Raw genomic sequence first — 24374 nt, 5'->3', positions numbered from 1 at the left:
CTGACACACTTGAAAGCTTATTTGATTAACATTCTTCAACTCTACTTGAGTGTTTACACATAATTATTGACAGTATCTATTATTGGGGAAAAGGCTCAGAAAAGATTGAACAATTAGATTAAATGAGAATATTAAAAAAAATACAGGAGTCTTGTCTTAATGACAGATCCTGTATTTTTAGTTGCTTTTCAAAATTCCAAAGGAAATGTTTACCTTTGGAATTTAACTTAAGTAGATATGAGGGCTATTAATTATAAAAAAATCATCAAAGACACCGCACATCTTTCCAAAAAACCATAATTTTCTTGAAACTTATATGAGATTATGCTATACTACTCATATAGATAAAATCAGGAGAAAATGATGAGACGCGAGTTATTATTGGAAAAAATTGATCAACTAAAAGAAATTATGCCTTGGTATGTTCTGGAATATTATCAGTCAAAGTTGTCTGTGCCCTACAGTTTTACAACCTTGTACGAATATCTGAAAGAATATCGTCGTTTCTTTGAGTGGTTACAAGATTCGGATTTGGTGTCTGTTGAACGGATTGCTGACATTCCATTAGACGTCTTGGAACATCTGACCAAAAAAGATATGGAGGCTTTTATTCTTTATCTGCGGGAGCGTCCCTTGCTGAACGCCAATACCTCGCAGAATGGTGTGTCGCAGACCACCATTAACCGTACCCTCTCGGCTCTTTCTAGTCTCTTCAAGTATTTAACCGAAGAAGTGGAAAATGAGCAGGGCGAGCCCTACTTCTACCGCAATGTGATGAAGAAAGTTTCTACTAAAAAAAAGAAAGAAACTTTGGCGGCAAGGGCGGAGAACATCAAGCAGAAGCTCTTTTTGGGAGATGAAACCATTAAGTTTTTGGAGTACGTAGACAATGAATACCAAGCCAAGTTATCCAAGCGGGCCCTCTCCTCTTTCCAGAAAAATAAGGAGCGGGATTTGGCGATTCTGGCACTTCTCTTGGCTTCTGGCATCCGTCTGTCAGAAGCGGTGAATTTAGATCTTCGAGATGTAAATCTCAATATGATGATTATCGAAGTAACCCGTAAAGGTGGAAAACGGGACTCGGTCAATGTGGCTGGGTTTGCTAAGTCCTATCTGGAAGCCTATATGAGCATACGTCAGCAACGCTACAAGGCAGAGAAAACAGATACAGCCTTTTTCCTATCTGAATATCGTGGTTTGCCCAATCGAATCGATGCGTCTTCTATTGAAAAAATGGTGGCTAAGTATTCTGCAGACTTTAAGATACGTGTTACTCCACACAAACTTCGTCATACGCTAGCAACGCGACTCTATGATGCCACCAAGTCACAAGTTCTGGTCAGTCATCAGCTGGGTCACGCCAATACCCAGGTCACTGACCTCTACACTCATATCGTCAACGATGAGCAGAAAAATGCTCTGGATCAATTATAGTGTTACGTAATATATATTATGTAACAATGTTATAAAATTTTATCAATTCAAAGTTGAGTATCGATTTTTCATTTAGAAGTATATACAGTAATGACATGAAATTTGTAAGATTTATCGTTGCAATTAATATCATGGCAATTGCTGTGGTTATGTCGAAATCTTCGTTATTAGGTACTTCTCCCATTGCTACAATTCCAAACGTTGTTTCTGAATCCTTTGGGGCATCCATTGGTGTTAATACAACTGTATTTTTAGCTATACTTGTACTCATTCAAATTATCGTTGCCAAACCAGATTCGATTAAAGATTTATTTTTACCTTTGAAATTTAAAAACCTGATCCCTAGGACCAGGTAAACGCAGTTTTACAATAATTCTTTCAATTTCTCCTGATTGACAGCTGGGTACTTATCCAAAAAGGCTGAGAGAGTTCGTAAAACGGCTGGAATATAGCCTGTCTGGTCACATTTTACCAAGAAGGGCTCGTGGAGGCTCGTACGGAGCAAGAACCAGCCGGTCACCATAAGGCACTGTCAAGTCAAACCGCCTCCTTCTTCGTTCTCTGGGTTAAAAGCAAAGCCTTCGAGGTTGGTTTGACGAAGGTCAGCAATAAAATGAAAAAAGCACAGCTTTTACTGTACTTTAGTGATGCTTACAGTTGTCCCAACTTCCAGTTGACTTTCCACGGAAATAGCTAGTTCCAACTGATTCAAGACCCGCTTGGTCAGATAAAGCCCAAATCCTGTCGCTTTTTGGTGTTCACGGCCATTAAAACCTGTAAAACCTTCATCAAACAGGCGAGGAAGGTCTTCTGCCAGAATCCCAATTCCCGTATCGGAAATGGAAATTCCCTTATTCAGTTCAATGGCCACCTTACCACCAGTCTTATTGTACTTGAGGGCGTTGTCGATTATCTGTGACATGGCAAAACTAAGCCATTTCTTATCGGTCTTCAGTAGCCAATTTCCATCGATGGTCACTGAAATGTCTTTTTGCAAGAACTGATTGCGGTATTTTTTGACCAAATCGACCACTACTTCTCTTACTTCCACCTGCTCAAATCGAAAATCGCTGGCATGGTTAGTCAGTTTGAGGTAATTGAGGAGATTTGCCATATAATTGTCCAAGCGTAAGAGCTGATGATCGACATCCTGCTGGTTGAGATTGTCAGTCTGGCTCATCAAAGACAGGGCAGCCAGAGGCACTTTCATCTGGTGGGACCACATTTTGACCACGGCTTGCAGATCCTCCTCTCGTGACTTATAGACTAAAAGCTGCTCCCGTGTCGCCTCCTTTTCCGCTTCAATTAAGTTGAGATAGGCAAGGTCCACAGGCTTATTTAGCAGGGGTAAAGCTTCTTCAAGGATATAGTCTTCTAAAACCCTCATGCGGTTGCGAAACTTCCAGAACAGGCCTACTGTCAGTAGGATGATAAGGGTTAGGGACAATAACAGAGCGTTTTGCAGGAATTCGGTGGGCAGTTGATAGAGAAAGAAGAGCAAGATAAAACTAGTAGCCAGAACAATGTAGGAGAAGTAAAAACTCCGGTATTCACGGATAAATTTTGCTATCATTTGACCAAGTACCCCACGCCACGAACGGTATGAATACGTTCAAAACCGACCTCGCTCACCTTCTTACGCAGTCTGGTCATATTTACATTGAGCGTATTCTGGTCGATAAATTCTTCATTTTCCCAGAGTTTTTCCAAGAGTTCTTCCTTACTGACAATCTGCCCTTGTCTTTTTAGCAAGGCAGTCAAAATCTTGGTTTCTGTAGGAGACAATTGAACCTGCTCCAATTCGCTTGAGAATCGCCCGTCCAAACTAAGCTGGAATTGGTCGATAGACAAGTCAGTTGATTTGCTGAATTGATTGACCCGACGCAGGAAGGCACCAATTTTGGCATCCAAAATTCCCAGTGAAAAAGGCTTGGAAACAAAATCATCGCCACCCATATTCATAGCCATGACCGCATTCATCTCATCATCGCTCGAGGAGATAAAGATAATGGGCATGGTCATGGTTTTACGCATTTCTGTCGTCCAGTAAAATCCGTTGTAATAGGGTAGGCTAATGTCCATCAGTACCAAGTCTGGTTTGATTTCCGCCACTTCCTGACTGACAGCTCGGAAATTCTGCACACTTTCAACTAGATAAGATTTTCCCAAATGCTGCTTCAAGAGTTGGACAATCATCTCATCGTCTTCAACAATATAAATCTTCTCTTTTTTCATCATCTTCATTCTGTAAAAGCCAGGACACAAGTCTTGGCTTTTACATACTTCCATTTCTCATTTTTATGCTTGTCATAATCAATTTGTCATCTTCAATACTGACGATAACTCTGTAGTTACCGATACGGTACCGCCATTGGCCAGAACGATTGGCAGTTAAGGCTATTCCGTATTGTCTAGGGTTGTCGCACCCGTCGATATGCTTATAAAGATACCGCAAAATCAAACTTGCAGCCGTTTTATCCATTTTTCGAATTTGCTTTTGAGCCCTGGCAGACAAAATAACCTTATAACTCAATGCCCAACTCCTCAGCCATTTGTTCTAGTGTTATCGGCTCAATTCCATTCGCCAAGTCAGCTTGGTATTCTGCCCAAGCAATATCTGCCACGCGGGCGTCGTATTCATCTTCGAGAGCTGCAAGGGTTTTAGTCCGGATGAGTTCTGACAAGCTGACACCTTCAAACTTTGCCATAGCCTGCATAAATAGCTTGTCTTGCTCAGAAACTTTTAATGTAATAGCTGCCATTTTCTCACCTCTTCTAGCATTCTTTTGGTATTACCATTGTAACACCACTTACCTAAAAAAGCAAGAAATCTCGCATAAGCGAGACTTCTGCTATCGTTCAATAATACGATAATAGGTTCGGCTGGTCCACTTGTAAATGACAAAGTAGAACAAGGCAACTGCAAGCAATGTAATACCACTAACCGTGTAAATCATGCTTGAAGAAACCACACCAAACACCATCAACATTTGCTTGAGCATGACAAGGGCGACGAAAAAGTGCAAGGTTGCCATAGCCAATGGCATAAAGAAGACCAAAAGCGTTTGGGAGTTAATTGTTTTCTTGACAGCCTTCTGGCTCATCCCCACTTCTTGAAGTATCTTATAGGATTTCTTGTCCTCATGCCCTTCCGAATACTGCTTGTAGTAGATAATCAAGGCAACACCCAGCAAGAAACTAATGCCCAACAAGAAACCTGTGAAGAGGAAGCCACCTGTGAAGCCCAGAAGCATATTGTTGAAATCGGATTTTTGCATAGCATATCCTAGGAATTCTCCGTTTGCATCGTTGATATTATAAGAGTCGCCAGTTTGCTGACCAATCGAAGCAACCTCTTCATCAGTCAAATCAGTAAAGACACGGTAGTCCAGACTGACTGGATACCCTTGCGGCTTATTGGACTCGTAATACTCACGAACAGTATTCAACACTGTGTCATCGCTAACCACTATGACAGCGGCATTGAGCGTATTAGTAATATCAGGGAAAATAGCCTGGTCAAGATTGACTACATTCTCAAAGGTTTGCTCGCCCAGAACAAGCTTCTTCAACGATGGTTTCTCGCTCGGACGTATAAAGGCGACTTGATTAGCAGCAAGCTCTGGCAGGTCATTGCCCAATTTCCTGAAATCATCTTGCGTAATAAAGTAGGTAAAGGCAATTTTAGAAAAATCTGGATCGGAAATGGTTACCGGGCTAATGACAATCTCTTCGCCGCCATTATAGACCAAGCCAGCTTGGTAGGTCAGGTAGGATAGGCTGTCATGGGTTTTTTCTGGAAAATGGCTGAGCACCGATTGCTGATAGACAGTTTCACCTTGACTTCTATCCGAAACAGGATAGGTAATAGATGTTTCCTTTGGATAAAGTCTACTTGTCATACTGGACATACCTGTATAGAGTGATGTCGTTGTCGCAATGGTCACAAAGGCCATGACCGAAAGCAGTGTGATATTGGCCAAACCCGTTGCGTGTTGCTTCATCCGGAAAATCATCTGCGATGTGGTTATGAAATGCTCTGGCGTATAGAAATACCGCTTGTTTTTCCGACGAGCCTTCAAATACCAAGTCATAAAGCTGATGTAAAACAGATAGGTACCCGCAATGACAAAAAGCACAGCGATGAAGAAACGATAGATGACAGCTAACCCTGCTGCTTTCGATGAAAGTGACAGGTAGTAGCCAACACCTAAGCTAAGGACACCAAGGGCAGCCAGAAGGACATTGCCTTTTGGCTCCTTCTCTCCCTTTTCACTAGCTCGGAATAAAATCAGCGAACTCGTCTTACCAATAGTCCGAATGGCCAGTAATTCCAAGATGAAGAAGATAACTGCAAAGAGAAAGGCTGTCATGGCAAATGCCAGAGGTGAAATACTAAAGTGTAAGTCACTATAATTGGTCAGATTCACAAAAATTAAGTAGAGAACATTGGCAAATACACCAGCTAATGCAGAACCCAGCACAATGACCAAGAGGAAGATGAAAAACAATTCAATACTAGCAACCAAGGCCACCTTCTTCTTGTTCATCCCCAGCATATTGTAAAGACCGAACTCCCTAGTCCGTTGTTGCATGAGGAAATTAAAGCTATATATTTCCATAATCAGCGAGAAAATGGTCAATACAACGATACCTAGCCCGATAGACACGGCACCTGTTCCCATGGATTTCATAACTGGACTCAGCATGAGCAGGAACATGGAACAAATCAAGGTAAAGAGGACCAGACTGGCTAAAACAAAAGGAGCAAACACACCCATAGATTTTCGGATATTTTGCCCAGCAAGTTTGAGGTAAAACATCTACTCACCCCCTAAAAGTGCAGACATATTGAGCGAAATTTCCTTGGCAAAATCCCGATTGCTCTTGCCTGCCTTGTACAATTGGTGGAAAATCCGACCATCCTTGATGAAGAGGACGCGTTTGGCATGGCTGGCTGCGTTGGCTGAGTGAGTTACCATGAGAATGGTTTGTCCATCTAGGTTGATGTCTTCAAACAAATTCAGCAAGTCTTCCGAATTGCGATAATCTAGGGCAGCCGTCGGCTCATCCGCTAGGACAATCTGGGGCTGGGTAATCAAACTACGGGCAATGGCCACGCGCTGTTTTTGTCCACCAGATAGTTCAAAGGGACGTTTCTTCAACAAGTCCTGAATCCGCAGTTTTGGTGCCAATACTTTCAACCGTTTCTCCATTTCCTCATAGCTCTCACGCGCCAATACCAGAGGTAAAAAGATATTATCTTGGGTAGACAGGGTATCCAAGAGGTTAAAATCTTGGAAGACAAAGCCCAGGTTACGCAAACGAAAATCGGCTAGCTTGCTTTCCTTGATTTTGGTAATATCTTGATTATTGAGGATAACAGATCCCCTCGTCGGCTTGTCCAGGGTTGCTAGAATGTTAAGCAAAGTCGTCTTACCAGAACCACTTTCCCCCATGATAGCTATGAATTCGCCCTCTTCTACCTTAAAATCTACATCTTGCAAAGCACGAGTTTCCTCTTTTGAAAAGCGCGTGCGGTAAACTTTTTCTAAATGATTGATTTCTAATATCATACAAACTCCTAATTGTTTTCTTTGGAAAAATCAACTGCATCAAGTAATGCTTGATAGTCGATTCGGTCTGACTCAGCAATATTTTCTTCTGAATCTACCTTGTAATAACTATCTTGGACACCGATGGCCCATTCCTTGCTTGTAGTTACATATAGATTGTTCAAGGAGACTGTCTTTTTCACTGCACCTTCCTCTTTGACAACGGGCCATTCCATAAACTTAACTTCTGTTCCTTGAATACTATCCTCGGCAACTTCCTGTTTGCTAACGGCATAGTCTTTTTCTTTGTAATGGAAAGTCTGATAGCCCTCATTAAAGCTAAGGCCTGCTGAAGAGGAAGAACAAGCAGTTAGCATTATACTGCCCAAAGCCAGCAAACCAAATACTTTCTTTTTCATAGTTTCCTCCCTCTAGTATGACATAAATCGTATCGTTTGCAAATCAAGTGCTAGCCCCTCTAAAAATTCTGCCAGTTCCAGGAGTTCAGTCTTTTCTTTTTCTGAGAATACCTCTTCTTCTATTCTCTTTGCTTGTAAAAATTTGAATGACATATGATTTCCTTCTTTCTATTTCTTATGAGTCTATTATAGAAAATATTCCGCTTACGCTCACTTACAGTTTTGATTTAAAAACTTACAGCTTTGTAAGGAAAGAAAAAAGACACCATTTCTGGCATCTTTCAATCTAGTCTATTTTGTTTCCCCAATAAAGGCAATCATTTCATCTAATTCATCCTTGCTTTTGGTTACAAGTAGATAGGCATCATTTCCCTGCAATTCTGCGAAGGCATCAGGCATGCGTTTTACTGTTTTTAGCTTATCCGAATAACGATCACGAATGGCATCTGCGGAGTGGACATAATCTGTTGCATCACGACGGGTTGCTACCAAACAGTATTGCGGTTCAAAACGCCGTTCCTCAACTGAACCTCCAGAAACAACATTGGCATAATCACGGAAAAGATCAATTGAATGGGCATAGTTATAAGATTCTACTGTAAAGCCACCGGCTATACGGTTATTGTACTCAATAGCAATATAATCTTTACCATCCTTGAAAAATTCAATATGGAAGAAACGCTCTTTCATGCCAAATGCTTTGATAATGGCACGTCCGTAGGATACCAATTTTGGGTCAAGCTCTTTTTCAATGTAATAGGCATTATCTTTTTTACTTTGTACCAATTCAAAAGGGGTATGTACATAAGTTAATCCTGTTTCAAATACAACATTTCCCTTGTTGTCAATCAAGCCATCATAAGTTGTAATGATACTTGAATTGACAAATTTCTCAAAGAAATAAGCTGTACGACCATCCCAGGCTGTTTTAAAGTCTTCCAAATCGGCTTTCTTTGTCAGCTTAAAGGTTCCTGAAGCTCCCACCCCATTGTCAGGTTTAGCAATCAGTGGGAAACCAATCTTTTTCACAGCTTTTTCAATATCTTTTTCAGTTTTTACAACCATACCTGGAACTACAGGAACACCTGCTTTTGTAAAATATTTCTTCATTTCAGACTTAAACTTCGTCTTTTTAAGATTGCTTGGCTTAGCCCCAAAGATATTGAATTGTTCACGAAGAGCTGCATCTGTCTCTAACCAATGCTCATTATGGGATTCTACCCGATCCATTGGACCATGTTTATAAATTAAGAAAGCCGCTGCACGCTTGACTTCATCAAGATTTTCAAGGTTTTCAACACGGAAATATTCTGTTAAGGCATTACGAAGTTCTTCAGGGAGCTGATCATAAGGCTCTTGTCCAATACCAAGAACAGTAACGCCTTCTTTTTTTGCCAATTCAATAGTAAATGGCTGGAAATTTTCAGGATAAAAAGGGGAAATGACAAGATAATTCATAAAAAATCCTTTCTAGCTTATAATCCAATCGAATGAAGGAAAAATGGCATCTGTTTTCTCCACCATACCCAGTCATGGGCTACATCTGTACCCCATGTATCAAACCAAGCAGGAATATTTTTTTCTTCAAATGCGCGTTTTAGGTTGTAGAATGAGTCCAGACCATCTTGTTCCCAATCACCTAGACCGGTACATACAATAATATCCGCTTGGCGGTATTTATCAATAAACCAGCCATCATGTTGATTCCAAATATAGTCTGCTGGAGAGTTTTGATAAACAACTTCATCATTTCCATAATCTTGATGATGATTGAAATATCGTGCATCGTAAATCCCAGAAAGTGCAATGACTTTTGTAAAAACATCTGGATGTTGTAAGAAGAAATTCAGTGCATGATAAGCTCCCATTGAACAACCAGCTGCCATCATACCATCAAACCAGCCAGTTTTATGTTTAATAAATGGAATCGCTTCTTCAATCACATAGCGTTCATAGGCACGGTGAGCTTCTGCTTTATCATGAATGGATTTCCAATCAGCCAACCAACTCTCATTATCAAAGCTGGTAAGGGTGAAAAATTGTACACGACCTGCTTCGATAGACCCGCGGCAAGCTTCAATCATACCAAAATCAGCAAATTCATTGTAGGAACCACCTGATGAAGCAAAAACGAGCACAGGAATACCTGCGTGACCATAACGATTCAAGTTCATTTCACGACCAAGGTTTCCTGACCAATGACTTAAAAATTCGACATGCATAATGACAACCTCCTTTTAATATTTTTCGATTTATGACCAATGTTCACTTAAAAAACGTAGACAATCTGGTAAGTATAATGCCCAAGCCTCCTCGTTGTGTACCGCACCTGAAATCACTTCTAACTCTAAATTGTGCAAATGAACTCCACCAGAGATCAACTGTCGAAAATAGGTCAACGATGAATTGATATAAGCTTGCTTGATGTTGCCTGCCATCAATGTTTTGTCAGTATCATCAGCTTCTTCAGTACCCACATAAATGTAAACTCGTTGACTTGGGTCTATTTTTTTACGCTCAATAAAACGATCAAATGCATCTTGATGAAGCCAGTTAGCAGATGAAAAGACACCTAAACAGCCAATTTGATCTTGGTAGGCTAATCCCATAAACTGGGTGATGTTGCCACCCAATGACGAACCAATCATAGCCGTATGTGCCTTGTCGGATTTGGTCCGGTACTCTTTATCAATAAAGGGTTTTACCACATCCATGACAAATTCGGCGTACAAGGTCCCTTTCCCACCAAATTGAACACCTGGGATGCTTGTTTCACTGTACTTCCAAGCTGCATACTCATGCATCCGTTCCATTCCATCATTATCAATCGCCACCACAATCATTTTACTAATATCTGGATTGCGCTTGATCGTTGGAATAACTTTCCAAGAATGACCTGAAAATGATTCTTTGCTATAGAGAACATTTTGTCCATCATGGAAATAGACAACAGGATAGGTCCTTTCCGTATCTTCAGCATATCCCTTAGGCAACAATACACGGACACGACGGTTCCTCCCTGTGAAGGGAACTTCTAATTCATGTGTTTTCATGTCCAAATAAAAGTAAGACTTATTCATAGTAATCTCTTTCATAGGTATTTTAAGTATTATATCATAGTTTTTATTAAATATTCTGAAAATTTAGTTATTTATTTACAATTTTTCGTATTTACCAAACATAACCAGCTATTGCTTCAAGACTTCCTCGTTCATTTGGCGGTAATCTTCCAATTCTTTCTTTACTTGTTGGCTGATGTCTTCAAAGATGTCTAGTAAAATAGTGCCTTTATCTCGTTTCCAGGTTGCCACAAATCGCCCTTTATAAAAGACAACAGGTTTGACAATACCCATCAAAGTATAGATATTACGGATGTATTTAGGATTAAAAATAAGATTATCCCCTTCCAAGTATCTTGGTTCATAGTACTCCTCTTTCTCTTATTCTTTCTCCAGTATAATACAAAAGACACCCGAAGGTGTCCTGTACATTATGCTTTCACAATGGGAATCCAGAGTTCCATTTGGTAGTCTGGGGAACTCATGTCTCCTTCAAAATAGTACTCAAAATCTGGTGCACCTGAATGGCGATAGCCGTGTTCAGGAAAAAAAGTTTCTAGCGCATAACGCCATCCTGCATGAATAGATTGAGGAACAGGGCCTGTTAGGGTAAAAATAGCATAGTCAGCTTCGTGAACATCAAGAAGTTCTAAGCCTAACTTAGTCGCTTTTTCCCTATCTGTGACATCATAAGCAGCCATATAATTAATCGTCTCGTCCGCTTGAGCTAATGTACAAACTCCAAAGGACCGCCCACTTCCTAGAGCAGCTAACTCTTCATAAGAATGGTTCTTGAACAAGTCTTCCCATACCTGCGGACACACTTCGTTACTGATTGCTGTGCGAAGAAGTCCAGCAACTGTAAAACTAGCCTTCTTTTCAATACGAACTTCCATTTCTTTACCTCCTTGGATGGTTAATGATAGTTGCAAGGGTAAGAGGACCTTAAAAGGCAACCCCTTACGCACTTGACTAGGAGAAATCTGATGAAATTGTTTGAAGGCAAAGGCAAAAGAATCCGAAGATTCATACCCATATTTAAGGGCTATATCTATAATCTTTGCCTGTCCTTCACGAATGTCCATAGCAGCTCGCGTCAACTTTCGTAACCGAACGTATTCTGACAAGGACATATCTGTCAGAATCGAAAAGAGACGACTAAACATGGGAACGGAATATCCTGATATGAGCAAAAATTTCCGTTCATCGATTTCGCTTTCTAAAACGGACTCTAGGTAACGTACGGTTGCATTGAACTCTTTTATCATCAACTTCCCCTTTCCCTATCAGTTTACCATCTACCATCCAAGTTTTCCCGATACTTTTCGTCGGAAAACTATCGGCTTAAACCGTCAAAAACTCTTCCAAGTCCTTGAGGGAACGCTCTGCTATTGCTTCATAACGCTCTTTCTTATCGCGGATACGCGGTCCGTCCAGCTCCTTGATGATACCAAAGTTGACATTCATAGGCTGGAAGTGCTTGCTTTCGGTGTGGGTGATGTAAAATGGCAGAGCTCCGATGGCTGTGGTCTGTGGGAAGATGACTGGGTCTTCGCCACGGAAGCGGCGAACAGCATTTATACCAGCCACTAAGCCAGAGGCAGCAGACTCGACATAGCCTTCTACTCCTGTCATTTGACCTGCAAAGAAAAGATTTGGATTTTTCTTGGTCGCAAAGGTCTGTTCCAATAAGTTTGGCGAATCCATGTAGGAATTGCGGTGCATGACACCATAACGGACAAATTCAGCATTTTCGAGTCCTGGAATCATCTGGAAGACACGCTTCTGCTCACCCCACTTAAGGTGGGTCTGGAAGCCTACAATGTTGTAAAGACTACCTGCTGCGTTGTCCTGACGGAGCTGAACAACTGCGTACGGTGTCTTGTATTCGCCATCACGTGGTCCCTTGTAATCTTCAGGGTATTCCAGACCGACTGGCTTCATTGGGCCATATAGCATGGTTTTGATTCCACGTTTGGCCATGACTTCAATAGGCATACAGCCTTCAAAGTATTTTTCTTTTTCAAAGGAATTGAGCGGCGCCTCTTCGGCTGAAATCAAGGCCTCATAGAAAGCAGTGAACTGCTCCTTGTTCATTGGAGCATTGAGATAGGCAGCTTCTCCCTTGTCGTAACGAGACTTAAGATAAACCAAGTCCATGTTAATAGTCGAACTGTCGACAATCGGTGCTGCCGCATCGTAGAAGTAAAAACCGTCGCCACCATTAAGCGCGTGAATCTTCTCCGCCAAGGCGTCAGATGTCAAAGGTCCCGTCGCGATAACTGTAATAGCATCATCAGGAATCTCTGTAATTTCCTCACGAATCACCTCAATCAGTGGGTGGTTGTGAATCTCATCAGTGACTGCTTGAGAGAAATTCTCACGGTCCATGGCCATGGCACCCCCAGCAGGCACACGGTGGGCTTCACCAGCTCGCATGATAATGGAATCCAAACGACGCATCTCTTCCTTAAGAAGGCCGACAGCGTTGGTCAAACTATCACCACGGAATGAATTGGAACAAACCAACTCAGCAAACTTGTCTGTCTTGTGCTGAGGAGTCGGCTTGACACCACGCATCTCGTAGAGTTTGACAGGAATGCCGCGTTTGGCAATCTGATAAGCAGTTTCTGAGCCAGCCAATCCAGCTCCGATAACATTAATGTGGGTTTGAGACATGAAACTAATACCTCTAGCCAGAATATCTGGCTACTGTTTGGGGATGACCCAAAACAGAACCTTTCTAATTTTTTATTCCTAAATAGTATATCAAAAATTTACCTTGAAAGTTAGTAATGACTCTTATTGAAAAAATATCGATTAATTACATAATTATATTTATGTATTATCAAGTATGAGAAACTTCTAGTGGGTGGCTAGCATGCTGGTGTATTATTTTCCAGCCATCCTCAAACACCAAACAGAGTGTAAATCGCTCAATAACAGATTGCACTACCACTTCATTTTTTAGTTTTGAAAAAGTTGCATCAAAATAGGCAAAGCCACAGTAATGGGAAGACTTGATGGTTAGATTTGAAAATTCAACCACTACTTCACCTAGGGAAATGACTTTAAACCAATCCTCAACCATTGCAATTAATTCTTGTTTGACTTTAAGCGCCCATTGGCCAGCAACATCATAGATAAAAATGTCATGATGATAAAGGGAAATCATCAATTCTTTATCTTTGTATAAAACCGCTTGTCGATAATTGTCTAAAAGTTCTTGAATAGTTTATTTCAAAGTATGTCCCTTCTTGAAAAATAGAAAATGAGAAAATCAAAAGAACTACTTCCAAATTGATGAAGGTAGTTCTTAGGGTTATCATCTAACGAATCAGTTCAATAATATCATTGATAATCGTAAAGTCCCAACCTTTTTCTTGGTAAGCAAAGATCTCATCAGGACTGTAAGGGAAAGTATTCACTAAGACACCATCAATTCCAACAGCTTGAGCAATAGCAATGTCTGAAGTCAAGTCATTACCGACAAAGACTGTTTCAGCTGGATTTAACTGATTTTCACCCATTAAACCTAGCAGAAATTCGGGTTCAGGTTTCTTAATGCGATAATCTGAGGAAATATAAATTTTCTCCATAAAGGTTGCGCACCCTGTTAGTTCAATCTCAGCTTGGGTAAATATTCGCTGAGCATTGGATAAGATAAACAATCGTGCACCCCTATTTTGTAGTTCCTCTAGGGTAGCTAAGGTATACTGATAAGCTTCTAATTTTTCACGAGAAAGGACCCGGAATACGGTAGCTACCATTTGTCCGAAAGTCTTTAAATCAGCAGGCTTATTTTGGGTTTCCCGTCCATATTTGGTATCAGTCAGTAATTGAACAAATACTTTCTCTAAGTCAATTTCGACATATTGGTAAGGACTGATCCGGATCAAATCAAGCTCTGCTTCATTCGCGGTTTCTTGGAATGCACTTCTCAGCTGTCTAGCACCATAAGAACATCCAAAGGAATTATAGATAGCAGCCAGCTTTTCCCATAATTCCAACTTGTTTTCATCCGTTACAATATCTACTAGAGTACCATAAAAATCAAAGATGTAATTCTTATATTGTTTCACGAAGTTCTCCTATCTATGAGATATATAAGATATTATAACGCAATAAGCAAGCGTTTGCAACAAAAGTTTGAAAATTAGTCTGGAAGTTTTCGAAAAAAATCCGAAGTAGTAGAACCAAGTAGGAATGGGAAAAATTAACTGATTCTTTCCCGCAGTTTTTCAACAAAGAGATAAGCTGCGGGGCAAATCAAGGAGTTTTTTATGGTTAAATTGTTGATTTGATAGATTTTTTTGCGATCGGTATGAGGAAATTCTCGGCAAGCTTTTGGTCTCGCATCATAGATGCTACAAAGATTATCTCCACCTAGGAATGGGCAAGGCATTGCCTGAAATACCTTATCTCCATCTTCGTCTACTCGCAAATACATCTCTTCGAAAACAGGTAGTTTCATACGAAGATGTTTGGCAATGCGAGTAATATCAGCTTCGGTAAAAAGTGGGCCCAATGTTTTGCAACAGTTTGCACATTCTGTACAATCAATTTCAGAAAAGACTTCTGCGTGAATGTCCTGTACGATTCTGTCTAAATTCTTAGGCGCTCTTTTCTTGAGATTTGCTAGAAATTTTCGGTGTTCTCCTTGCTTCTGCAGGGCCAATTGCTTGTATTTTTCAATGTCGACACTCATAAACTCTCCTATTCGTCCTCCATTATACCACAAACCAGACTGCCAGCTCTGCTATTTTCAAAATCGCTGTCGTCAAATATCCTGCGAGATACTTCTGCTACTGGAAGACCGATAATGGTATGAACATCCCCGTAAATACTCGCCACAAATCGTGGATCCAGCTCCTGAATACCATAGGCACCTGCCTTGTCAAGTGGTTGCTTTTCAAAAATATAGGACTGAATTAGCTCCTCTAGTGCGGAATAATAGTCAACAAAATCAATCTGTGCCAGCGTATAGAAAACATCCAGTGATTGCGACGTTCGTAGACAAACTGAGGTCACCACATAATGACTCTTGCCAAAATAGGATCGAAACATCTCTTCAGCCTCGGTCAAATCTTTTGGTTTATTAAAAATCTGTTCGTCTGCGATTACAATTGTATCTGCCGAAATATAGAGATGTTCTGGGGCCAACTTGATCTCAGACTTGGCCTTGGAAATCTCACAACACGTTTTAGCTGCCCGAGTGAGAAAATCATCGGAAGCAAATTGGTTCATAAAATATTCTTCAATTCCTCGTTCGTCCACTTCAACAGAGGTAATGTGTGGTTTCAAGAATTTTAATAACTCCTTACGGCGTGGTGAGTTACTGAGCACGACATAGGATGAGATTGGTTCACGTTTGCCTTCTCTTTGATATTGAAATACAGTTTGCATAGTTCCTCCATTAAAAAACAGAGTCCGAAGACCCTGTTTCAAAAAAATTGCTTACATTTCTTCTTTACGACGTAGAGCCATTGCCAGTCCAGCGAGTCCTAAACCAAATAAGCTGAGTCCAAGACTTGATTGATCTCCAGTATTTGGTAAAACTCCCGACTTGGCAACAGGAGTGGTTCCGTTAGCCAGTGGTGCTTTTTTGAGAATTTCATTGCCTTTTACAGTTTCAGATTTGCCATCTTTTTCCTTAGGCGTGTCAACAGGAGCCTTATTGTCTGATGTAGATCCATTTGAGCCTTGATTTGGTGACTCAGTTGAAGTGGAATCTGGGTTTGAAGCTGCATTTTCAGGATCTGTACCAACAATGACTTCGATGAAGTCAGGATAACCATCTTCATCAGTATTCAAGGTAGAATCTACAGGAATAATTCGAGAATATGGATTGATGTCTGCATAGGCTGATAGGTCAGCAGTTTTTAGGTAATCTGCAAATACACTATCCATTGACGGACCTTCTTCGCGAACACCACCAAGCATTGTGTAGCCATCCCCACCTGCAGCTAAGAAATCATTTGTAGCGAGATAATACGTTTTTTCTAAATCCAAGTCATCATATTTTCCGGTCTCAGGATTTAAGATGCCAATAAGAAGGACACGTTCTTTAACTGGTAAAGTTGGATCATAAAATACTGTTGCACCAGAGATTTGCAAGAAACCGCCACTTGCCTCAAAGAGAGGCGCTCCGTTTTCATCTAGGATGAATTTGCCTGTTTCTTTGTCAGTTTGCAGGGCAGATGACAATGACTTGGTAAACATATCTTGAATTTGCTGACCAGTCACTGTAATTTGTGAAATGATATTACCGAATGGTAAAACTGCAATAATATCACCTTTTGTAACAGGTTGATCTTTAGCAATAGTTGCACGAAGACCACCGCCGTTTGTCACAGCAAGGCTAGTTTTATTTGAGAAACCTGTTTGACCATATGCGTAAATAGCATCTGTAACAGCATTACCTAAGTTAGTTTCACGTACACGAACATTTGAACGCTCACCATTCAATTCAACTGGATTGTTTTCAATCACTACTTGAGCATTTTCAGCTTCATATTTTGCTTTGATTTCATTCACAAGCTCAGTGATTAAAGCATCTGGTGTCACAGAGGCCGTATCTGCAGCAGAAATAAGACTTGCTTCACCCAATAATTGTTCAGATTTTAAGGTAACTTTACCAATATTATTCAAATAGGAACCTGTCTGGTTATAGGTTACATTGTCACCATATGTAGCAGATTGAACAGTATGGGAATGGCCATCAATAACAATCACACGTTTGCCAGCAAGTTTGCTATTTTGTGATAAGGCTTCTGCAAGTGTTGAACCTCTCCACTCTACAGGAGTTGTCGCATCAACACCTAAGTGCGCAAGAATGATGTAGTTGTTATAGACACGATTATCAGCAAGTGCACGTGCTTCTACTTCATCAATGACCTTGTTTACTTCGGTAATAGGATCTGCAAATGTAACACCTTCAATATTTTTTGGGTGTGTCTTTATAGCAGTTTCTGGTGTTGTTACCCCAATGACTACAAATTCATCACCGACAACAGTTGGCGTTTTATCAATGATGGTTGAAGCTTCAAAAACACGAGTGCCATTAACGTAAGTGTTAGCACTCAATAGTGGGAAGTTCAAGGTCTCTTTGTATTTGATTGCTTGATCCATCCCAAAGTCAAATTCATGGTTACCAACAGCCATGGCATCATAGCCGACTTGGTTCATGATATTGGCTCTGTCTTCACCTTTTGTAGAGTTGGAAATTGGCAGTCCTTGGAAGTCATCACCAGCATCCACCACAATTGTATTTTCAACTTTACTACGTTCTTTTTCAATGACCGCAGCAGCCTTGGCATCACCGATTACGCCTTTTTCTTCAAGAATTCGACCATGAACGTCGTTTGTGTGAATGATAAATGCTTCAATTGAATCAGTAGCCGTACTAGAGGCAGCAGTTTCAATCGGGGTACTAGCTTCGATAGCCACTGCATCAGCAGTTGCCCCATCTGTTGTTGAACCAGATGATCCTGTCTCTGGAGTATTTAAAGCTGAATTAGAAACACTTGCACTTGTCCCTGTAGTTTCAGTCTGTTGGACAATAGTTGATGAGGTATCTGCAGTCTGTACTTCATCAGCTTGAGCTTATTGAGCCAACATCACTGGCGACAACAACAAGGTAGACAACACAGGCAATAATAAATCTTTCTTTTTCATAAATCGACCTTTCTTAAGTGAGTTATATAGTTATTATACACTTCTCTATCTAAAAACAAAAACATTGAATTCGTTATCATAGTTAAAATGTTCGTAAAATGTTTGTATTAGAATGGCATTGAGGTATTCAAAAATGAATTTTGGAACGATTTCCTTATTGTTTAAACAGATATTTGAAATGACACTGTTGAAATTTTCGTTAGAATACCTGGAAATATTTCGAACACTTCCACAATCATTTCCATCTCAGCAAGACTTGACTTCCTATATGATGCATATAAATGTGGCTTTAACGATAAAAAAACTGCAACCAAGTTGGCTACAGTTCCATATGCTTTTATTTTTTATGATAAACGATTCTTCCATCTGAAATTGTAAAGTAGACATCGCCTTTCAAAGTATCACCGATAAATGGGGAGTTTGCAGATTTTGACGCAAAATCAGCTGTGACTGTTCGATTTGCATCTGGATTGAAAATAACAAGGTCTGCAGGACCGTTTTCCGCAAGATAGCCAGCATCAAGACCGTAGAGCTTGGCAGGATTAATAGTCATTTTTTCCAGCAATTGCATGAGCGTCAAGTGTCCTTCTTCTACCAAGTGAGTCAGGCCAAGTGAAAGCGATGTTTCCAATCCTGTCATACCTGATGGAGCCTTTGTGAGATCTTCTACATTTTTTTCATCCGCGTGATGAGGAGCATGATCCGTTGCAATAACAGAGATAACACCAGTTTTCAATCCTTCAATCACTGCCAACCGATCACTCTCCAAGCGTAACGGCGGATTCATCTTGGCATTGGCACCTTTTGTTAGAAGTAAGTCTTCTGTTCGTGAAAAATGTTGGGGTGCTACTTCTGCTGTAACATTTGCTCCGAGACCTTGAACAAATTCAACCACCTTGACCGACTCAGCTTTGGATAAATGCTGGATATGAACACGCGCACCCGTTTCATAGGCAATCATGACATCGCGAGCGACCATACTGTATTCTGCTACGCCAGTTGCACCACAAACATGAAAATGTTTTTCGGCCACTTGCTCGTTGAGTCCCAAGACACCATTCAGGTCAGGGTCTTCTTCATGCAGACTGATGAGACAGCCCTGCACTTTGGCTAATTTCATAGCTTTTCTAACCACACCAGCATTTGTCAAAGGAATACCGTCGTCCGAAAAGGCGACCGCTCCAGCTTCCAATAAGGCGGAAAAATCGGTCAGATTTTGCCCATCAAATTGATTGGTAATAGTTGCCACACTATAAATATGGATGGCTTCTTTTTTAGCAGATTCCAGGACTTCATTCAGAGTTTCTACTGTAGAAATCGTCGGATTAGTGTTAGCCATCATGACAACAGAAGTAAAGCCACCAGCTGCGGCTGCTAAGGCTCCTGTGTGAATATCTTCTTTATGGGTCTGACCAGGCTCACGAAAATGAACATGAACATCAACCAAACCAGGGGCAACGACTAATCCTGTTGCATCAAGCACTTGTTCAACGTCAGCAGAAATTGACTCCGCAATTTTTACGATTCTCTTTCCATCTATCAAGATGTCGCAAGTTTTATCTAGTCCAGTTTGAGGATCTAAAACACGACCATTTTTCACTAATAACATTCTTATTCTCCTTGTATGACCAAATAACAATTATTGGAGCCAATTAATTCCCGTACTTCCATGAGACGTTAAAAAAGCATTTGCTTGGGAGAAGGGTTTGCTTCCAAAGAAACCTCGATAAGCTGAAAGTGGGCTAGGATGAGCAGATTCAACAATCAGATGTTTTGGATTGGTTATCAGCACTTTTTTCTTGCGAGCATAGGCACCCCAAAGAATATAGACGACAGGTTGGTCTAAGCTATTGACCACCTTAATAACAGCGTCCGTAAAAGGCTCCCAGATTTGCCCTACATGCCCATTTGCCTGACCTGCTGGAACAGTTAAACAAGCATTGAGCAAAAGCACACCTTGTTCCGCCCATGCTGTCAAATCATGGTCTTCCTTGACTCCAATATCATCCCTCAATTCTTTTAAGATGTTTTGAAGAGATGGCGGAGCTGCCACCGAGTTCGGAACTGAAAACGATAAGCCCTGTGCCTGACCAGGTCCGTGATAGGGGTCCTGACCTAATATAACTACCTTGACATTTTTCAATTCTGTTGCCTGAATAGCAGCAAATACCTTATCTCGAGGCGGATAGATGGTACCACTGGCATAAACTTGATCTAAGAATTGATTGATTTTGTTAAAATAATGATCTGGCAACTGTGCCTTTATCGGTTCGTGCCAAGCCGAATGTTCCATACATCACTCCTAGTTTGAACTTCTCTCTTTAACAATGTAAATCGGACGTTTCTTCGTTTCCAAGAAAATTTTTGCCAAATATTTACCGAGTATACCAATAGTCATCAACTGCAGGCCACCTAAAAATAAGATAATACAGATAGTCGATGGCCAGCCAATTGTCGGATCACCGAATACCAAGGTTTTGATGACTACGAAAACCATTAAAACCAGTGACAACAAGAATGTAAAGAATCCTGTGTAGGATGCTATATTTAAAGGTGTATCCGAAAAGTTGATAATTCCTTCAATGGAGTAAGACAGTAACTTCCATATAGACCAACTAGTTTCACCAGCAACACGCTCAACATTTTTATAGGGCAGGTATTCTGTTTTAAAACCTACCCAAGCAAATAAGCCTTTGGAAAAACGGTTATATTCAGAAACAGAAAGGATGGCATCAACCATATGACGCCGCATGAGACGGAAATCACGTGCACCGTCAACGACCTCGACCTGGCTGATTTTATTCATCAATTTGTAGAATAATGTTGCAAAAAAACTACGAATCAGTGGTTCACCGTCACGACTGACACGTCGAGTTCCCACACAATCCAAGTCTGAATCATCGTCAAGCATTTGCTTCATTTCCATCAACATTTCAGGTGGGTCTTGTAAGTCAGCATCCATGACTGTTACTAAATGACCATTGGCTGCCTCGAGACCCGCAAAAAGGGCAGCTTCTTTGCCGAAATTACGAGAAAATGAAAGATAACGCACAGACCGATCTTGCACAGATAATGAACGTAAAATGGATAAAGTACTATCTTTAGAACCATCATTGACAAAAATATATTCAAACTCCTCATTCATTTTTATTCGGACCTTTTCCATCGCCTGATAAAAATAATGAATCGTTTCTTCCTCATTAAAGCATGGTACAATAACTGAAATCATTTTAACTCCCTCAAAGAATCTTTCTGTATATCTTCACTATTCTTAGAAGTCCATTATACCACTTTGCAAGTTGAGTTCCCAAAAAACAGTCAATTCCTTAACATCTTACTTTTCTTGCCAAGTTTCTTGATCTTGACGAAACTTTTTAAGTAAATCTAAACCATCCGCACTAATGTAACCTTGCACTTTTGCAACCTTGATTAACTCTGAATAATTGCTGAGTGTCACCAATTTCACGCCAGCGTTGTCAAAATTTCGTTCTGCCTTTGGCAACTCATATGTGAAAATAGCTACCACACCAATCACTTCAGCACCTTCACGCTCAGCTGCTGCTACGGCATCTAGTACAGATCCTCCAGTAGAAATCAGGTCTTCAACAACCACCATTTTTTGTCCCTTGATGATGCGACCTTCTAATTGATTACCTGCACCATGATCTTTTGGTTTGCTTCGAATATAGGCAAATGGTAAATTCATCCGATCTGCAATGATGGCACCATGTGGGATACCGGCCGTGGCAGTTCCGGCAATCACCTCAACCTCAGGAAATTCCTCTTCAATTCGTTGAACAAAGCCATCTTCGATCAGATTTCGAGTTTCAGGATAAGATAGTGTAATACGATTATCTGTATAGATAGGGGATTTGATACCTGATGCCCATGTAAATGGCTTTTCAGGACGCAGATGAACTGCCTTAATATCCAATAAGTGTGATGCGATTTCTGTTGCTAATGTCATAATAGACCTCCTTCTAAATGCGTACCATTCCAACATGACCATCCCGCCAAATAGCCTGTCACTCCTAAAGTATTGGTTCAATCTATGAACCCTACAAAAAACTATATTTATCCCTGTTGAATTCTTACAGACTTCTCCTAGTCCACCATTTCAATCCATGAATCAAAATACTGTTCAATGAAATTGGTTTTCTCTTTTATTTCTGTCACGGTAAGTTTTTCATCAAGACCTGTCAGAACCCATTTATCCTCAACATCATCTCTACGATGGATAATTGCAACCAATTTCCCCTCGAAAGCTGTCAAGGGCTGCCGAACAGCTTTGGAAATGATGTAAACATCTTGCTCTTCACCATCTCCAGCCAATAGATTTGGAACATAGCCGTAATTGATAGGGTACTGGTTGCCAAATTTATCAATATACCCGAGAGGTCTATCAATGATAACCTGATAAACCTCATCCACGATTCCACTCCTCTTTAATAGACAAATAGGTCTGGTAAGGATCTTCTGATTTTGTAATCGGTCGACCTACTACGATATAATTACTACCGATTCGAGCAGCATCTGCTGGTGTCATGACTCGTTTTTGATCGCCTACTTCACCGCCAGTCGGACGAATCCCTGGCGTCAGGCACACAAAATCAGAACTTGTAGCATCTTTAATCAAAGCCACCTCATGAGCGGAACAGACAACCCCGTCTAAACCTGCTTCTTGAGCCTTTTGAGCATAATGCACTACTGCATCCTGTAAGCTGGTTTGAATATTCTGGTCCTTTCTCATCTGCTCTTCAGAAGTTGAGGTCAACTGAGTAACAGCGATTAAAATCGCATCCTCCCCTAATCCTCTACGAGCTGCCTGCATCATCTCCACACCACCAGCAGCGTGAACATTTGTCATATCCACACCGAGTTTTGCCAATACTCGCATCGCAGACTCAACGGTATTGGGAATATCATGAAGTTTCAAGTCTAAGAAAATACTGTGACCGCAGTCTTTCAAATAGTGAATGATATCAGGGCCTTCCGCATAGTATAGTTCCATTCCTACCTTTACAAATAGTTTTTCTTGGCTCGGAAACTGTTCTAGGAAAGTTTGCACTTCTGTTCTGCTTGCAAAATCTAGGGCAATAATTGGTCGATTCTCTTTCATAAAATCCTTTCAAATATGCATAAAAACCCTGCCAATTGAGACAGGGTTGTACACGAAGTCAGCCTGAACAATACATTTTCAAGCAATTTACATGACACCTTCCCAGCCTCTCTGGACATAGTTAAAGGAGTTAGTTTCTTTAATATTACTCTTTTATACGAAGCTTGTCAATCTTGACTCAAGCTTGTACGAATCTCTTTCCGTAACTGTTCCAAACAATCAATACCATAAACTTCCATGCGTTTTGGCAAGTCTTGAATAATCTTTGGACAAGCAAATGGGTCCGTGAAATTCGCCGTTCCCACACCGATAGCCGCTGCGCCTGCAATCATCATTTCAAGGGCTTTATCTGCCGAATCTACACCGCCCATTCCTATGATAGGAAGATTCGTCATCTGAGCGACTTGACGGATGAGCTTGAGTGCAACTGGAAACACAGCTGGGCCAGACATTCCACCCGTACCATTTGCCAGAATCGGTTGTCGAGTTTTCAAATTGAATCGCATACCAACTAGGGTATTGATCATCGTTAAGCCACTTGCACCTGCATCCTCAGCCGCTTTAGCCAAAAGGGTAATATCAGCTACACTCGGTGTGAGTTTGACATAGACTGGCAAGGATGATGCTGTAACTGCTGCTTTTACAGCTTCATAAGCTAATTCTGGCACCTGTCCTATTAGAAGACCATTGTTACCATGGTCTACATTGGGACAAGAAATGTTTAGCTCAATTGCCTTCACATTCGGAGCCTTTGAAATTTTTCCTGAAACGTAGGCATATTCTTCGTTTGAGAAACCAGCTACATTGGCAATGATAGGCAAATCTGGAAAATGCTGTTCCAACCAGGGGAGTTTTTCGGACAAGACGGCATCAACACCAGGATTTTGAAGGCCAATGGCATTGAGCATACCTGCTGGAGTTTCCGCAACACGGGGAGTCGCATTGCCATAGCGAGGATGACGAGTGGTCGCTTTAATCATAATTGATCCAAGCTGGTTAAGGTCATAATAATCTGCATACTCTTGACCAAAACCAAAACAACCAGATGCAGGAATAATGGGATTTTTTAATTCTAAACCTGGTAAGGAAATCGCTAAACGTTTCTCCATGT

The 24374-nt window shown here is 40.8% G+C and carries 28 protein-coding genes and 1 pseudogene; 2 read left to right on the top strand and 27 right to left on the bottom strand.

Features of this window, described 5'->3' with window-relative positions:
• Nucleotides 1-363 precede the first annotated feature (363 nt).
• Both xerS and ACPC58_RS04220 read left to right on the top strand, forming a co-directional pair.
• Entirely contained in the window at nucleotides 364-1434 is a 1071-nt protein-coding gene (gene xerS, locus ACPC58_RS04225; protein WP_434065349.1) for a tyrosine recombinase XerS, read from the top strand.
• A 131-nt stretch (nucleotides 1435-1565) separates the two neighbouring features.
• On the top strand, nucleotides 1566-1790 hold the full coding sequence (locus ACPC58_RS04220; protein ID WP_434065344.1) for a hypothetical protein: 225 nt from the start codon (nucleotides 1566-1568) through the stop codon (nucleotides 1788-1790).
• Nucleotides 1791-1798: 8 nt separating this feature from the next.
• Here ACPC58_RS04220 and ACPC58_RS04215 read toward each other — a convergent pair.
• The 27 genes and pseudogenes from ACPC58_RS04215 to ACPC58_RS04085 form a co-directional block, all read right to left on the bottom strand.
• A pseudogene (locus ACPC58_RS04215) lies at nucleotides 1799-2044 on the bottom strand (phosphomannomutase/phosphoglucomutase); the annotation flags it as partial.
• 21 nt (nucleotides 2045-2065) lie between these two features.
• On the bottom strand, nucleotides 2066-3007 hold the full coding sequence (locus tag ACPC58_RS04210) for a sensor histidine kinase (RefSeq protein ID WP_434065343.1): 942 nt from the start codon (nucleotides 3005-3007) through the stop codon (nucleotides 2066-2068).
• A complete protein-coding gene (locus ACPC58_RS04205; protein WP_172036118.1) occupies nucleotides 3004-3672 on the bottom strand; it encodes a DNA-binding response regulator in 669 nt (222 codons plus the stop codon). Before ACPC58_RS04205 ends, ACPC58_RS04210 begins: the two co-directional genes overlap by 4 nt.
• A gap of 37 nt (nucleotides 3673-3709) precedes the next feature.
• Nucleotides 3710-3967 carry a type II toxin-antitoxin system RelE family toxin gene (locus ACPC58_RS04200; RefSeq protein ID WP_434065342.1) on the bottom strand — a complete coding sequence of 86 codons (258 nt, stop codon included), beginning with the start codon at nucleotides 3965-3967 and terminating at the stop codon, nucleotides 3710-3712.
• Nucleotides 3957-4196 carry a type II toxin-antitoxin system RelB family antitoxin gene (relB, locus tag ACPC58_RS04195; protein WP_105142535.1) on the bottom strand — a complete coding sequence of 80 codons (240 nt, stop codon included), beginning with the start codon at nucleotides 4194-4196 and terminating at the stop codon, nucleotides 3957-3959. The genes ACPC58_RS04200 and relB overlap by 11 nt, the downstream gene beginning before the upstream one ends.
• Nucleotides 4197-4286: 90 nt before the next feature.
• The gene (locus tag ACPC58_RS04190) at nucleotides 4287-6257 is read right to left on the bottom strand and encodes an FtsX-like permease family protein (protein WP_434065341.1); all 1971 of its coding nucleotides are present in this window, start codon (nucleotides 6255-6257) and stop codon (nucleotides 4287-4289) included.
• Nucleotides 6258-7010 carry an ABC transporter ATP-binding protein gene (locus tag ACPC58_RS04185; protein ID WP_434065340.1) on the bottom strand — a complete coding sequence of 251 codons (753 nt, stop codon included), beginning with the start codon at nucleotides 7008-7010 and terminating at the stop codon, nucleotides 6258-6260.
• 8 nt (nucleotides 7011-7018) lie between these two features.
• Entirely contained in the window at nucleotides 7019-7408 is a 390-nt protein-coding gene (locus ACPC58_RS04180) for a NisI/SpaI family lantibiotic immunity lipoprotein (protein WP_171988481.1), read from the bottom strand.
• Nucleotides 7409-7420: 12 nt separating this feature from the next.
• Nucleotides 7421-7561 (bottom strand): hypothetical protein, encoded by a 141-nt coding sequence (locus ACPC58_RS04175; RefSeq protein WP_434065339.1) that lies wholly within the window; start codon nucleotides 7559-7561, stop codon nucleotides 7421-7423.
• Between the two features lie 138 nt (nucleotides 7562-7699).
• Nucleotides 7700-8866, bottom strand: coding sequence for an ATP-grasp domain-containing protein (locus ACPC58_RS04170; RefSeq protein WP_434065338.1), 1167 nt, complete (start codon nucleotides 8864-8866; stop codon nucleotides 7700-7702).
• A gap of 17 nt (nucleotides 8867-8883) precedes the next feature.
• Complete coding sequence (locus tag ACPC58_RS04165) at nucleotides 8884-9630, bottom strand: esterase family protein (protein ID WP_434065337.1); 747 nt, start codon at nucleotides 9628-9630, stop codon at nucleotides 8884-8886.
• A 30-nt stretch (nucleotides 9631-9660) separates the two neighbouring features.
• Nucleotides 9661-10488 carry an alpha/beta hydrolase gene (locus tag ACPC58_RS04160; RefSeq protein ID WP_217375112.1) on the bottom strand — a complete coding sequence of 276 codons (828 nt, stop codon included), beginning with the start codon at nucleotides 10486-10488 and terminating at the stop codon, nucleotides 9661-9663.
• A 108-nt stretch (nucleotides 10489-10596) separates the two neighbouring features.
• On the bottom strand, nucleotides 10597-10818 hold the full coding sequence (locus ACPC58_RS04155) for a hypothetical protein (RefSeq protein WP_434065336.1): 222 nt from the start codon (nucleotides 10816-10818) through the stop codon (nucleotides 10597-10599).
• Between the two features lie 80 nt (nucleotides 10819-10898).
• Nucleotides 10899-11735 carry an AraC family transcriptional regulator gene (locus tag ACPC58_RS04150; RefSeq protein ID WP_289648829.1) on the bottom strand — a complete coding sequence of 279 codons (837 nt, stop codon included), beginning with the start codon at nucleotides 11733-11735 and terminating at the stop codon, nucleotides 10899-10901.
• Nucleotides 11736-11811: 76 nt separating this feature from the next.
• Complete coding sequence (trmFO, locus tag ACPC58_RS04145; protein WP_434065335.1) at nucleotides 11812-13146, bottom strand: methylenetetrahydrofolate--tRNA-(uracil(54)-C(5))-methyltransferase (FADH(2)-oxidizing) TrmFO; 1335 nt, start codon at nucleotides 13144-13146, stop codon at nucleotides 11812-11814.
• A gap of 169 nt (nucleotides 13147-13315) precedes the next feature.
• A complete protein-coding gene (locus tag ACPC58_RS04140) occupies nucleotides 13316-13699 on the bottom strand; it encodes a YybH family protein (RefSeq protein ID WP_277837978.1) in 384 nt (127 codons plus the stop codon).
• 97 nt (nucleotides 13700-13796) lie between these two features.
• Entirely contained in the window at nucleotides 13797-14549 is a 753-nt protein-coding gene (locus tag ACPC58_RS04135; RefSeq protein ID WP_130554520.1) for an HAD family hydrolase, read from the bottom strand.
• A gap of 134 nt (nucleotides 14550-14683) precedes the next feature.
• Nucleotides 14684-15175, bottom strand: a complete 492-nt coding sequence (locus ACPC58_RS04130) for a YkgJ family cysteine cluster protein (protein WP_130554519.1) — start codon at nucleotides 15173-15175, stop codon at nucleotides 14684-14686.
• An 8-nt stretch (nucleotides 15176-15183) separates the two neighbouring features.
• Nucleotides 15184-15873 carry a Maf family protein gene (locus ACPC58_RS04125; RefSeq protein ID WP_434065334.1) on the bottom strand — a complete coding sequence of 230 codons (690 nt, stop codon included), beginning with the start codon at nucleotides 15871-15873 and terminating at the stop codon, nucleotides 15184-15186.
• A gap of 51 nt (nucleotides 15874-15924) precedes the next feature.
• Nucleotides 15925-18030 (bottom strand): cell surface ecto-5'-nucleotidase Nt5e, encoded by a 2106-nt coding sequence (gene nt5e, locus ACPC58_RS04120; protein ID WP_434065348.1) that lies wholly within the window; start codon nucleotides 18028-18030, stop codon nucleotides 15925-15927.
• A gap of 451 nt (nucleotides 18031-18481) precedes the next feature.
• Entirely contained in the window at nucleotides 18482-19753 is a 1272-nt protein-coding gene (locus ACPC58_RS04115; protein ID WP_277837204.1) for a dihydroorotase, read from the bottom strand.
• Between the two features lie 30 nt (nucleotides 19754-19783).
• Nucleotides 19784-20437: a uracil-DNA glycosylase gene (locus ACPC58_RS04110; RefSeq protein WP_434065333.1), complete on the bottom strand. Its 654-nt coding sequence runs from the start codon at nucleotides 20435-20437 to the stop codon at nucleotides 19784-19786.
• 9 nt (nucleotides 20438-20446) lie between these two features.
• Nucleotides 20447-21373, bottom strand: coding sequence for a glycosyltransferase family 2 protein (locus tag ACPC58_RS04105; RefSeq protein ID WP_434065332.1), 927 nt, complete (start codon nucleotides 21371-21373; stop codon nucleotides 20447-20449).
• Between the two features lie 105 nt (nucleotides 21374-21478).
• Nucleotides 21479-22111: an orotate phosphoribosyltransferase gene (pyrE, locus tag ACPC58_RS04100; protein ID WP_024392166.1), complete on the bottom strand. Its 633-nt coding sequence runs from the start codon at nucleotides 22109-22111 to the stop codon at nucleotides 21479-21481.
• 137 nt (nucleotides 22112-22248) lie between these two features.
• Nucleotides 22249-22575 (bottom strand): inorganic diphosphatase, encoded by a 327-nt coding sequence (locus tag ACPC58_RS04095; RefSeq protein ID WP_130554511.1) that lies wholly within the window; start codon nucleotides 22573-22575, stop codon nucleotides 22249-22251.
• Nucleotides 22568-23263, bottom strand: a complete 696-nt coding sequence (gene pyrF / locus ACPC58_RS04090) for an orotidine-5'-phosphate decarboxylase (RefSeq protein ID WP_434065331.1) — start codon at nucleotides 23261-23263, stop codon at nucleotides 22568-22570. The genes ACPC58_RS04095 and pyrF overlap by 8 nt, the downstream gene beginning before the upstream one ends.
• A 167-nt stretch (nucleotides 23264-23430) precedes the next feature.
• Nucleotides 23431-24372, bottom strand: coding sequence for a dihydroorotate dehydrogenase (locus ACPC58_RS04085; protein ID WP_171988499.1), 942 nt, complete (start codon nucleotides 24370-24372; stop codon nucleotides 23431-23433).
• Between the last annotated feature and the right edge of the window lie 2 nt (nucleotides 24373-24374).

Source organism: Streptococcus sp. VTCC 12905, assembly GCF_049893385.1.
In the GTDB taxonomy this organism is placed as follows: domain Bacteria; phylum Bacillota; class Bacilli; order Lactobacillales; family Streptococcaceae; genus Streptococcus; species Streptococcus suis_AA.
Note: the sequence above shows the minus strand (reverse complement) of the source record. Positions and strands in the feature narration are given on the sequence as shown.